Annotated in this window: 12 protein-coding genes; 11 read left to right on the forward strand and 1 reads right to left on the reverse strand. The window is 46.4% G+C overall.

Annotated elements, in window-relative coordinates; genetic code table 11:
* Position 1 precedes the first annotated feature (1 nt).
* The 4 genes from purM (at position 2) to purD (ending at position 4,404) form a co-directional block, all read left to right on the forward strand.
* On the forward strand, positions 2-1,024 hold the full coding sequence (gene purM / locus ACKRAT_RS04625; protein ID WP_411843929.1) for a phosphoribosylformylglycinamidine cyclo-ligase: 1,023 nt from the start codon (positions 2-4) through the stop codon (positions 1,022-1,024).
* The gene (gene purN / locus ACKRAT_RS04630; RefSeq protein ID WP_411843930.1) at positions 1,014-1,583 is read left to right on the forward strand and encodes a phosphoribosylglycinamide formyltransferase; all 570 of its coding nucleotides are present in this window, start codon (positions 1,014-1,016) and stop codon (positions 1,581-1,583) included. Before purM ends, purN begins: the two co-directional genes overlap by 11 nt.
* Positions 1,583-3,061: a bifunctional phosphoribosylaminoimidazolecarboxamide formyltransferase/IMP cyclohydrolase gene (purH, locus tag ACKRAT_RS04635; protein WP_411843931.1), complete on the forward strand. Its 1,479-nt coding sequence runs from the start codon at positions 1,583-1,585 to the stop codon at positions 3,059-3,061. The genes purN and purH overlap by 1 nt, the downstream gene beginning before the upstream one ends.
* Positions 3,062-3,141: 80 nt before the next feature.
* On the forward strand, positions 3,142-4,404 hold the full coding sequence (purD, locus tag ACKRAT_RS04640) for a phosphoribosylamine--glycine ligase (protein WP_411843932.1): 1,263 nt from the start codon (positions 3,142-3,144) through the stop codon (positions 4,402-4,404).
* 202 nt (positions 4,405-4,606) lie between these two features.
* Here purD and ACKRAT_RS04645 read toward each other — a convergent pair whose 3' ends face one another.
* Entirely contained in the window at positions 4,607-4,789 is a 183-nt protein-coding gene (locus ACKRAT_RS04645; RefSeq protein WP_411843933.1) for a hypothetical protein, read from the reverse strand.
* Between the two features lie 198 nt (positions 4,790-4,987).
* Here ACKRAT_RS04645 and auxA point away from each other — a divergent pair, with 198 nt between their 5' ends.
* The 7 genes from auxA to ACKRAT_RS04680 all read left to right on the forward strand — a co-directional run bounded on the left by auxA (position 4,988) and on the right by ACKRAT_RS04680 (position 12,710).
* Complete coding sequence (gene auxA / locus ACKRAT_RS04650) at positions 4,988-6,208, forward strand: lipoteichoic acid stability factor AuxA (RefSeq protein ID WP_411843934.1); 1,221 nt, start codon at positions 4,988-4,990, stop codon at positions 6,206-6,208.
* On the forward strand, positions 6,205-7,113 hold the full coding sequence (locus tag ACKRAT_RS04655; RefSeq protein ID WP_411843935.1) for a formimidoylglutamase: 909 nt from the start codon (positions 6,205-6,207) through the stop codon (positions 7,111-7,113). The genes auxA and ACKRAT_RS04655 overlap by 4 nt, the downstream gene beginning before the upstream one ends.
* Positions 7,110-8,285, forward strand: a complete 1,176-nt coding sequence (locus ACKRAT_RS04660) for a class I SAM-dependent rRNA methyltransferase (RefSeq protein ID WP_411843936.1) — start codon at positions 7,110-7,112, stop codon at positions 8,283-8,285. The genes ACKRAT_RS04655 and ACKRAT_RS04660 overlap by 4 nt, the downstream gene beginning before the upstream one ends.
* Positions 8,286-8,366: 81 nt before the next feature.
* Complete coding sequence (locus ACKRAT_RS04665; RefSeq protein WP_411843937.1) at positions 8,367-8,822, forward strand: hypothetical protein; 456 nt, start codon at positions 8,367-8,369, stop codon at positions 8,820-8,822.
* 225 nt (positions 8,823-9,047) lie between these two features.
* On the forward strand, positions 9,048-9,314 hold the full coding sequence (locus ACKRAT_RS04670) for a phosphocarrier protein HPr (RefSeq protein ID WP_017548388.1): 267 nt from the start codon (positions 9,048-9,050) through the stop codon (positions 9,312-9,314).
* Positions 9,314-11,041, forward strand: coding sequence for a phosphoenolpyruvate--protein phosphotransferase (gene ptsP / locus ACKRAT_RS04675; protein WP_411843938.1), 1,728 nt, complete (start codon positions 9,314-9,316; stop codon positions 11,039-11,041). Before ACKRAT_RS04670 ends, ptsP begins: the two co-directional genes overlap by 1 nt.
* Positions 11,042-11,408: 367 nt before the next feature.
* Complete coding sequence (locus tag ACKRAT_RS04680) at positions 11,409-12,710, forward strand: MFS transporter (protein WP_411843939.1); 1,302 nt, start codon at positions 11,409-11,411, stop codon at positions 12,708-12,710.
* Positions 12,711-12,871: the final 161 nt, after the last annotated feature.

Below are 12,871 nucleotides of genomic sequence, written 5' to 3' on the forward strand. Positions count from 1 at the left end.
CATGTCAGAACAATATAAGAAGGCCGGTGTCGATATCGAAGCCGGCTATGAAGCAGTCGATAGAATGAAAACTCATGTAGAACGCACAATGCGTAAAGAAGTCATCGGAGGTCTTGGCGGTTTTGGGGCGGCATTTGACCTGTCACAGCTCAATATGGAAGCACCGGTGCTCGTCTCCGGCACGGATGGCGTGGGAACGAAACTTAAACTCGCGATTGATCACGACCGTCATAACACGATCGGTATCGACGCGGTTGCGATGTGCGTCAATGATATTTTAACGACGGGTGCGGAACCGCTGTACTTTTTAGACTATATCGCCGTCAATAAAGTGGTTCCGGAACAGATTGCGGATATCGTTGACGGTGTATCGAATGGCTGCGAACAGGCAGGCTGCGCACTGATCGGCGGGGAGACTGCCGAGATGGGTGAAATGTACGGCAGGGGTGAGTATGATATTGCCGGATTTTCCGTCGGTGCCGTCGAAAAGGCCGGATACATTGACGGATCACAAGTCAAACCCGGAGATAAGATCATCGGACTGCCTTCGAGCGGCATCCACTCAAACGGCTACAGTCTGGTCAGAAAACTGATTGCTGATAACAATATTGACGTGAACGAAAAACTGAATGGCGAAATGATCATCGACCGGCTGCTTGAACCGACACGCATCTATGTGAAAAGTGTCCAGACGCTGATGCAGAAAATCAATGTCAGAGCGATGAGCCATATTACAGGCGGGGGCTTTATTGAAAATATCCCCCGGGCGATTCCTGAACATCTGGGTGCGCGCATCGATGTGAGTGGAATCGAAGTGCCGGAGATCATCTCATGGCTCATGGAACTCGGAAATATCGGCTCGTCCGAAGCTTACAATGTCTTCAATATGGGTATCGGATTTATAATCGCTGTCGATGAAAATGATGTGGACGTGGCGATGAAAACACTCGCGGATGCGGGAGAATTTCCGAAAGTCATCGGTACCGTAACTGAAGAAATCGGGCTCGTGATCCATGGCGGTTAAAGTTGCGGTGATGGCTTCGGGCGGCGGAACGAATTTTGAGAATCTCGTGAATCATTCAGAAGAGATCGGAATCGATGTACAGATATTGATCACCGACCGGGGGGATGCCGGGGTGATCCGGCGTGCTGAGAAGTTCGCGATTCCCTGCCGGACTTTCGAGCGCCGTGATTTTGATTCCAAAGCGGCGCATGAACGCACCATACTCGAAACGCTGCGGCAATATGAAGTGGAGTATGTTCTGCTTGCGGGGTTCATGCGTATCCTCTCAAGTGATTTCATCCATGCCTATGAACGCCGGATCATCAATCTGCATCCTTCTCTGCTGCCTGCATTCAAAGGGAAGCAGGGCATCGAAGATGCATATGATTATGGTGTGAAAGTGACGGGCGTCACGATACATTTCGTGGATTCGGGTATAGATACCGGGGAGATCATTGCGCAGGAACCTGTGTTAATCGGTGAAAACGATACATTTGAAACGTTGGAAAACAATATCCATGCGCTGGAACATGCGCTGTATCCCCAAGCGATAAAAAAAGTGATTGAAGGTGTGGAATAATGAAAAAAGCATTGATCAGTGTTTCTGATAAAAGCGGTCTGGAACCTTTCGTCCGCGGTCTTGTGCGTAACGACTATGAAATTTATTCGACAGGGGGCACCCTGAAGGCGATCGAGTCATTCGGCGCCCCGGTCAAAGGCGTGAACGCACTGACCGGATTCGATGAAATCATGGACGGCCGCGTAAAGACGCTGCACCCGGCTGTGCATGGCGGCATTCTGGCCGACCGTGATAATCCGGAGCATATGGAGGACCTGGCGAAGAATGGTATCGAGACCATCGACCTAGTAGCAGTGAATCTCTATCCTTTCGAGGAAACGGTGAAGAAAGAAGGGGTCACTGAGAATGAAGCGGTTGAGAACATCGATATCGGCGGACCGACAATGCTGCGTGCGGCTGCGAAAAACTTCAAGCATGTCACTACGATTGTGGATCCCGAAGATTACGGTGAAGTGGTTCAGAAGATAGAGGAAGATACACTTGATGTTACATACCGCCGCAGTCTGATGATTAAAGTGTTCAGTCATACGAACGACTATGACCAGGCGATTGTGAATCACTTCAGCCAGGCTGAAGAGGCACTGCGCTATGGCGAGAATCCGCATCAGTCCGCACGGCTGGTCCGGACGACTGAAAAGCACAATACGATTTTAAATGCGGATGTCCTGCACGGCAAAGCACTGTCCTACAACAACCTGAGGGATGCGGATGCGGCATTTGCCCTGGCCAAAAAATTCGACATGCCGGCCGCGGTGGCAGTCAAGCATATGAATCCATGCGGCGTGGGTACAGGAGAAACGATTGCGGAAGCATTTGAAAATGCGCACGCGGCAGACTCCCAATCCATCTTCGGCGGCATCGTCGCCCTGAACAAGACAGTGGATCAAGAAACTGCAGAGCAGCTTCACGGCATCTTCCTTGAAGTGATCATTGCGCCGTCATTCAATGAAGACGCCCTCGGTATTCTGACACAGAAGAAAAATCTGCGCCTGCTTGAAGTGGATTTCCATGAAGACGAGCATGCGGAAGAGTTTGTGAGCGTATCCGGTGGATATCTTGTGCAATCCCGGGATACAGGGTCCCTTAAAGAAGAGGATGTCAAAGTGGTTACAAAAGCACAGCCGACACGGGAACAGATGAAAGCGATGGCACTTGCATGGGAAGTGTCCAAACACGTTAAAAGTAACGCAATCGTGCTGGCGAACGACAAGCAGACGGTCGGTATCGGTGCCGGCCAGATGAACCGTGTGGGTGCACTCAAAATTGCGATTGACCGCGCGCTTGAACTTGGCGATAATGTAGTTATGGCGAGTGACGGCTTCTTCCCGATGCCGGATACCGTGCAGCTGGCACACGAACATGGAATCAAATCCATCATCCAGCCGGGAGGGTCGAAACGCGATCAGGAATCCATCGATTACTGTGACCGGAATGATATGGCGATGGTCGTCACCGGCATGCGTCACTTTAAACACTAAAATGAACAGCAGACAAACAGTATGTATGATATAAGCGGGCGGATCCGTCCGCCCGCTTTACTACTGAAAGGAGCAGATTTATGAATATAGCGGTGATCGGCGGCGGAGGCCGCGAACACGCTTTAGTAAGAAAATTTGCAGAATCCGGGAGTGTGAATCGGGTTTTGGCGATTCCAGGCAATGCAGGAATGTCCGATGTTGCGGAGGTCATTCACGGTGTGACGGAAAATGACTTCGAAGCCATTGCAGGGGTATGTCTTGAAAAGGACGTGGAATGGGTCGTGGTCGGACCGGAGGCCCCGCTTACTGAAGGCATTGTGGATTTTCTCGAAGATGAGCACGGCATTAAAGTATTCGGCCCGAGAAAGAAAGAAGCACAGATGGAATCTTCCAAAGCATTCACTAAGGAACTGATGGAGAAATATGATATTCCAACAGCAAAGTTTGCTAAATTCAACGATTATGACGAAGCCTATGAATATATCGAGGCGCAGGGCGCGCCGATCGTTCTGAAAAAGGATGGCCTGGCCGCCGGCAAAGGAGTCGTTGTCGCGACCGATATGGACGAGGCCCTCGCGGGACTGGATGAATTGATGGGTGAGGGGACAGATGACGGACAGATTGTCATCGAAGAGTATCTGGACGGCGAGGAGTTCTCTCTGATGGTGCTGGTCAATGAAGACTACACACATTCGTTCGAAATGATCGCCCAGGACCATAAGCGTGCGTTTGACGGGGATACAGGCCCGAATACCGGCGGTATGGGTGCTTATGCGCCGGTAAATCATATCAATGAATCCCACCGGACAGAAGCGGTGGAGAAAATCATCAAACCCATTGCCCGCGGCATGGTCCAGGAGGGGCTCAAGTATTTCGGTGTGCTTTACCTGGGTGCCATGGTGACCGAAGACGGGGTTAAAGTGATTGAATTCAATGCCCGCTTCGGTGATCCGGAAGCACAGATCCTGCTGTCGATGATGGATGATGACCTTGCTCAGGTTCTGGAGAAAGTGTACCGCAAGGAGCCCTTAACTTTAAACTGGAAACCCGGCTGCATGGTTGGCATCATGCTCGCAAGTGAAGGCTATCCCAAAGAATATGCCAAAGGGAAATATGTAGAGTTCGGAAACATTGCGGATCAGAGCTATATCAGCGGATTATCTCAGGATATGGATGGACACTTCCTCACCTCGGGCGGACGCGTATTGCTTGTGACAGGCCACGGTGAATCTGTGGATCAGGCGGTAAAGGCGGCATATGACAATGTGGCACAGGTGAATTTCGAGGACGGGGATTTATTCTATAGGAAAGATATTGCCCACAGAGCACTTAAAATCAAATAGAACATACTGAAATACCCCGGATAAAAATGCGTCCGGGGTATTGCTTATTAAACAGGTATTCATTGCGACCGTTTGTAAAACCATTTAAACTACCTCTTACTAATTCAAACATACTGCAAATTCAAACTGCCTGTAAATCCACTTGCATCTTGCAAAACCAACGGTCTGAATACCTGGTACTACCTTTGTAAGGTATGGTTAATCATTCGTAGGACTTCTGGATTTCTTCCTGGGTTTTGTCTGTACCTTCCTCATCACTTTCGAGGTCTTTGCCTTTGGCTACTTTTCTATCTTCATCCTCTTCAATTTCTTCAGAAGGATTTTCCTCTTCGCGTGCTTCTTCTGCTGCGTTTTCAATTTCTTCTTTTTTATCTTTGAAACTCATTTGTATCATCACTCCTAATTGAGGTTCGATATCATAATATATTATTTCTCATCTGTGTTACTTAATAAATACCCAGCGCCAAAAGGGATAAACATAAATTATAAATAAACGGAATATTTTTATATTCATATCGCGTTATGATTCAATGCAATGTATTGGACAATCCTCTATAATGGGAAGAGATTGAGGTGAATTTGAATGAAAAAGCTCAAACAGCAGAGCGAAGTTTTCATCAGTGGAATATTAGGTTTATTCTTTTTTGTGCTCGGCATCTTCGTATTATTCAATACGGGCCATATCCGCGGAGAGTCGCCCGAGGTGGACGAAGCACAGATTGAGACAGTTTTTGATCTGATCAATGCATTCTTCCTTGAAGGGACAACCGTACTGAGCATTCTGATCGGTGAGTTCCCCATCATTGCAGGAATTTTAATCATTATATTCGGTCTGGTCATGTTGAAAATTGCCCATACGATCAAACGGACGACAGAGTATGATACAGGATTGTCATTTTTCTTTATCAGTCTATCGTTTTTCCTATTTATCATAACGACAGTTTTAATGCACCAGGTATACGGCTGGTTTGCCCTGTTTTATCTTCTGGCGTTCATCGTTCACATGCTCTATAACATATTCAATGAGTATCTGGATCCGGCGCACAGAAAGGAACAGTATATGATCATTCTGTTCTTTTACGGCATTGCCTACTTCTTTACCCAGAACGCCGTATATTCAAATATCGATACGATGACGCCGACTGACGTACTCGCTATAAATACGTTCTTTGTCGTTATCTGGGTACTCTCCCTGCTTGCACTGGGAGTGGGTGTATTCCTGTCCAAATCGAAAAACCTGCTCAAGAAACCCAAAAGGGAGGAGAATGCAGCACTATCCCGTAAGAATAAACGCCAGAAGCTGGATCCGAACCAATATCTTGGATTTTCAAAATATCTGTACGATTTCAGAAATAACGTACTGGCGAAGACGAAGCAGTTTATGGAATTTGAATTTCCGAAATGGCTGAAAGCCAACTATGTTGAACTGCTGTTGGGGTCAATCGTTCTGATTTTCATTCTGATAGAGTTCAATAACCGTCATGGTGTATTTACCGAAGGGTATTTCAGGCTTTCCCAGATGAAGTATATATACGAATGGGTGAATCTGTTCCTGTCGCTGGCACTTGCGGTCGCCTATCTCTTCTTTACGTTTTTCAATATGACACAAAATAAGTTTTATCATCGACAGATGATTATCATCACGCTATTATGGCTGAAATTGACAGTAAGCCTGTACATTACGCTGTTCCAGGATGTAGAGCTTTCATTGTTCATTCTGCCGTTTAACGTATTACTTGTACTCGTTTCGACGCCGCTGCTTTTAATCAGCATATTTAAAGAATTTGATGAGGTGAGGAAATGATGAAGGAAATTAAACAGCATGCATACACAGGACGTATTGACGACGAAAATATAGCGGAACGATTCCACCAGGTGGTGAAACCATGGACGGCAGATGCCGAAGCAGGCAAGCCTGCATTCATCGGCTTCTGTTCCGACGAAGGGGTGCGCCGCAACAAAGGCCGCCTCGGGGCGAAAGAGGGTCCGGTGAATGTGAGGAAAAAAATGGCTTCCCTTCCCTACGTGGATACCGTCTATGATTACGGGAGCATAATCGGGGATGAGGATCTTGAGGCATCACAGAAGGCGCTCGGCACACATATAAAAAAGATGTTTGACCATGGTCAGTTCCCTCTGATCATCGGCGGCGGGCATGAAACTCTATACGGCCATTATCTGGGTGTAAGGGAAAAATATCCGGACAGCAAAATCGCGGTCGTGAACCTGGATGCGCATTTTGATCTGCGAGACGAGCGGCCGTCTTCAGGGACGATGTTCCATCAGATTCTATCGGAGGATAAAAACATCGACTACTTTGTGTTCGGCATCCAGCCCGCAGGGAATACGAGAACTTTATTCCGCACAGCAGATGCATTTGGCGTAAAATACGCATTGATGGAAGATTTGAGAAATACAAGTATATTCAAAGAGACACTGGATTCACTGGGTGATTACGATGCGGTCTTTGCGACACTGTGCATGGATTCCGTGCAGCAGGGGAGCGCCCCGGGGACGAGCTTCCCGTCGCCCGACGGATTTACGGCAGCCGAAATCCATGAGATGATCGGTTCCCTGGCAAAAGTGCCGAACATCGTAAGTTTTGACATCAGCGAAGTTGCACCGGTGCTCGATACAGACGACATGACAAGTGGATTGGCAGCAAACCTGTTCCACAGGTGTATGATAGAAAAGGAGACTTTTAGATGAATACAGTTCAGCTGAAACGCGGAAATGAAAGAGCATATGCACACGGTCAGCTCAACATCGAACGGGATGATTTGAGCGATGACACATTTTTAAAAGACGGAGAAATTGTAAAGGTGACGGACCCTTTCGGCAAGCTGATCGGTATCGCGATGATCAGTTTCGAACAAAAAACAATCGGGTGGATCCTCTCCGGGGATGAGAACACCGTAATCGACCGGGAATTCGTATCCGGAAAGATTGCTGCGGCCATTGAAAACCGCACGCCGCTGTTCAATGAAGCGGAGACGAATGCATTCCGTCTGTTCAATGAAATCGGAGACGGGCTCGGCGGCCTGACAGTGGACTACTACGACAACCACCTGCTCATCACATTCTACAGCCGCGGCATCTACAAAATCAGGGATCTGATCATCAAGGAACTGATGGCACAATTAAAACCGGACTCTGTTACAGAACAGACCCGGTTCAGTGTGGACGGACGGATGAAGATAGAAAACCGCAGGGTGAGCGGCAATGTGGAATTTCCGATTACAGTGCTTGAATCCGGACAGCGCTTCAGCGTCCATCTGGATGACGGTCCGATGACACGTCTGTTTCTGGATCAGAGGGAAACACGCAAGGCACTGATGAAAAACAAGAAGGATGCGCATACATTTTTGAACCTTTTTGCCTATAGCGGCACTTTTTCAATCTCTGCTGCGATTGGCGGAATGGCAACGACGAGTGTGGATCTGGCAAACAGGACGAAAGAACTCGTCGCGGATAACTTCAACAACAATAATCTGTCTGCGGAGGCCCATAAAATATATATTATGGAAACATTTGAGTTCCTGAAATATGCCGAGAGGAATAATCACCGCTATGACACGATCCTGATTGACCCGCCGACTTTCTCAAGATATAAGAAAAAGGTGTTCAAAGTGGACCGTGACTATCCAAAGCTGATATTAGAAGCGGTTAAAGTGCTGAATCGGGGCGGAACACTGATTCTCAGCCAAAACCTGGAGACAGCGACTTTGAACCAGTTCAAAAAACAGATTGACAATACACTGGATAGGGCCGGCATACCATATACGCTTGAAGATATAAAAGGGCTGCCGAAAGACTTCCCGACCGCCAAGGGATATAAAAAAGGCAAGTACCTGAAAGTGGCCACTGTCACAGTGGACTGAGTCCATTAGGTTTAGTTTCAATAGTAAAGCGGGTATATATACGCGTGTAACCAGAAATCGAAAGAAGAAGGAGTTGTGTTCATGAGTGCATACCCGCTGACACAGGATCAGATTTCAGAACGTGAAAAGGAAGCCCGCGAATTGGTGGAAAAGAAAGCAAGATATTCTTCCATCGCCGCAGCACTTCCGATTCCATTTCTGGATATCGGTACAGATATGAAATTGATGAATGACATTACTGAAGAAATAGAAGAGGTCTTTGAACTGGACCATAAACAGGTGAGTGACATGTCCGACGATATGATGAATCGTGCAGTTGTCATGGCGACGAGTATGGGCAGTGAGTTTGCCGGGAGGCAGACAACTAAGTTCCTGGTGAAAAGAATCTTTAAAAATTCAGGCAAAAAAGTATTCGGTCTTGTACCGTTCATCGGCCAGGCAGTTGGTGCAGCCATCAGCTATCGCATGATGAAAAAGCTCGGAAATGATTATGTGGATAAATGTCTCGAAGCCGTAAGGCAGCAGACAGTAAATTAGTGATGGAGGGTACTCTTTAAGGGTGCCCTTTATTTGTAAAATGTTACAAATCAAAGAGTGAGTCATATTTTGTCCCGACAGGGACGAAAATTGTAAAGTTTACGCATATATCGTTAGTGGTATATTGGCAATATCTGAATAAAACGTGGTAGAATGAAAGTAATCATGTATATTATTCATGAACTATTAAAAAAAATTATAAGCATGCAAAAGGAGACTGGCATAATGGAACAAAAATCTTATCTAATCACAGACGAAACGGGTATTCACGCTAGACCGGCAACTATTTTAGTACAGACAGCATCCAAATTTGACTCTGATATCCAACTTGAATACAACGCTAAAAAAGTTAACTTGAAATCAATCATGGGTGTAATGTCACTCGGCGTTGGAAAAGATTCAGAAGTTACTGTATATGCAGAAGGCAAAGACGAAGCAGAAGCTCTTGAAGCAATTACCGAAACTCTTTCAAAAGAAGGACTGACTGAATAATGTCTAAAATTCTCAAAGGGATTGGCGCAAGTGACGGGGTAGCAATCGCTACGGTCTATTCACTTGAAGAACCTGACCTTTCATTCGAGGAAGCTTCCATCGAAGAAAGTCAGGCAGACCAGGAAGTAGAGCGCTTTAAAGGCGCTTTCAACCAATCCAAAGTTGAAATTACTAAAATAAGAAATCATGCAGAGAAAGCTGTCGGACCGGAACATGCAGCGATTTTTGATGCGCATTTACTTGTTCTGGATGACCCTGAGTTTTTAGGGCCGATTGAAGACGGCATTCGCAACGATAAAAAAAGTGCAGCACAGTCACTGACAGATGCACGCGACCAGTTTGTCACTATATTCGAAGGCATGGATAACGAGTACATGAGGGAAAGAGCGGCGGATATCAAAGATGTATCTAAGCGTGTGCTTGCACATATTCTGGATAAAGATCTGCCGGATCCAGGCAACATCGATAAACCGGTTGTGATTGTGGCTGAAGATTTAACGCCTTCAGATACCGCACAGCTCGATAAAGAATTCGTAAAAGGATTCGTTACAAATATCGGCGGACGGACTTCCCATTCAGCAATCATGTCGCGTTCACTTGAAATCCCTGCTGTAGTGGGGACGAAAGAAATCACTCAGGCAGCCAAAGTCGGCGACGACATCATCGTTGACGGCAGTGCCGGTGACGTCATCGTGAATCCAACTGAAGAAGAAGTCGAGGCTTACAAAGAGAAGCAGGCAAAAGTGCAGGAAGAAAAAGCTGAACTTCAGAAACTTGTGAATGAACCATCCAAAACAATGGACGGCATTGAAGTTGAACTTGCAGCAAACATCGGTACACCAGATGACCTTGACGGTGTCAGTTCCAATGGCGCTGAAGGCATAGGACTTTATCGTACTGAATTCCTGTACATGGGCAGAAATGAGATTCCAAGTGAAGAGGAGCAGTTCGAAGCTTATAAAAAAGTGCTTGAAGGCATGGATGGCAAGCCGGTTGTTGTGCGTACACTCGATGTAGGCGGCGACAAAGAGCTCCCTTATCTGGACCTTCCCAAAGAAATGAATCCATTCCTTGGATTCCGTGCGGTGCGCATGACTTTGGATAATGAAGAATTATTCAGAACACAGCTCAGAGCGTTGCTCAGAGCAAGTGCACACGGCAATCTGAAAATCATGTTCCCGATGATTGCAACAATTGATGAGTTCAACCGTGCGAAAGCATTGCTCATTGATGAAAAAGAAAAATTGGTTAAAGAAGGTACGGATGTAAAAGAAGACATCGAAGTCGGAATCATGATTGAGATTCCTTCAGCAGCAATCATCGCAGATCAGTTTGCGAAAGTTGTAGACTTCTTCTCCATTGGTACAAACGATCTTATCCAGTACACAATGGCGGCCGACCGCATGAACGAAGCAGTCAGCTATCTGTATCAGCCTTACCACCCGGCACTGTTGCGTCTGATTCAATTGGTAGTCAATGCAGCGCATAAGGAAGGCAAATGGGCAGGCATGTGCGGAGAGATGGCAGGAGACGAAAAAGCGATCCCGCTATTGCTCGGTCTCGGCCTGGATGAATTCTCCATGAGTGCATCTTCTGTGCTGAAGGCCCGCAAGCAGATTTCCGGTCTGAAGAAAACAGATATGGAAAGACTTGCATTGTCAGCAGTGGATTGTGCAGAAACAGAAGAAGTGCTTGCGCTTGTTGAAGAATATACAAGCAGAGCATAATTTGATATTTGGGAAGCCTCTTGCACTTTTGGTGCGGGAGGCTTTTTTGATAGGATAGGATTGTAACTTTTTATCGGTACTTGAGCGACGTTGAAATGAAGTAAAATCAGGTTATTGTCGTCAGATTTGAGGGGATGAGGAGATAACAGCTTTTCCTTCCTGTCATTTCTTTTTATTCGGCGATAAGCCTTTCCCTTATATTAATGAGCAGGAGCATCAGGATGAGCCTCTACTCTTACATCAACGAATAAAAGCCGTTGATGTGACTCTGCTCTCATAATGCAGATTCAGCAGACTGACTGAACACACTCTTACAATCCTTTTCAGTTGCATCTGATATAATGAAAGAAAAAATGGGGTGGCCGCTTTGAATGAACAGACTCGCAGTCCAATCCAGCTGTATCTTACGGTACCGATTCTCGCATGGGCATTATTTGATTTTGCGAATACGATTTTTAGCGCGAACATAGTGACTTTGTTCTTCCCTCAATACATAACTGAAATGGTTGGGACTGATCCACGGCTGGAACAGATTGCTTCAACGGTTATTGCTTATGCGAACGCGTTATCAGCGGTGCTGCTTATTTTATTCTCCCCGCTATACGGCGTGACGATGGACCGGACGGGCAGGCGTAAAAAATATGTGGTCATTTTCACGCTGTTATGTGTTTTTGCGTCGATTGCGATGGGGATTTTTGGCGGTACAGATTCCGAAACATGGTTTGGTCTTCCGAATGGCCTTATACTTACAATCCTATTATTCGTTTTTGCGAAGTTCTGTTTTAGTTCCGGCAACGTGTTCTATGACGGGATGCTTTCCAGTCTGGGGAATAAAAGGGAAATACCCCTGATTTCCGGATTCGGCGTTGCTCTCGGGTATCTGGGCACATTGTTCGGGATTTTCTCAGTGATCCTGCTCATCGGCGATGCCCCGGTCCACCATACATTTTGGCTGTCCGGTGTGCTGTTCCTGGTTTTTGCCTTACCGATTTTCTTTATCAATAAAGACAGACACACCCCTCCAAAACCGAAGCAGCCTTTTATAAAGGGATACAAGGATATTTACCGCACATTTAAGGAAGCGCGGCAGTATCCATCAATTTTCTTCTTTATGATTGCCTACTTTTTTGTCAATGATGCGCTCGCCACTGCGATTGCAATGATGCAGCCGTATGCGACGACGGTTGTCGGTTTTGAAGCAGGGGCATTTCTGATCATCTTTATGGTCGCAACCGCATTCAGTATCATCGGAGCCATTGCATTCAGTTTTATAAACAGAAAAATGGGTTCCAAAAAAACATTCCTCTCCATCGCGATTCTGCTGGCAGTCGCGATTGTGATTGCGGCAGTCCCCCTGCCGATGTGGACGTTCTGGATTGCTGCATGCCTGTTCGGAGTTGCGATGGGGTCCACATGGGTGGTCAGCCGTACGATGATCATCGAACTTGCCCCCCCGGGCAGGGAAGGGCAGTTTTTCGGACTGTTTGCATTCAGTGCGAAGATGAGCGCAATCATGGGGCCATTCATTTATGGCTCGATCACTTTATTACTTGCAGATTATGGAACGCTCGCTTCGAGAATTGCCATTACGAGTCTGATAGTCATGATTATAATCGGAATTTTCTTCCATATGAAAGTGAAAGAAGACGATCCGACAGCTGCATTGTAGTAACAATACAATAAAAACAGCCTGTGCTGAATCTTTCATCAAACGAATCATCACAGGGTTTTTTGCTGCTTAAAAAACTCTGATATTTATTTTGAAAATTATTTCACAAAATTGTCATGGAAATCCAACGGTTCTTATTATCATTGGGGAAGCATACGGTC

The sequence above is a fragment of the Salinicoccus sp. HZC-1 genome, from assembly GCF_046736035.1.
Taxonomy (GTDB): domain Bacteria; phylum Bacillota; class Bacilli; order Staphylococcales; family Salinicoccaceae; genus Salinicoccus.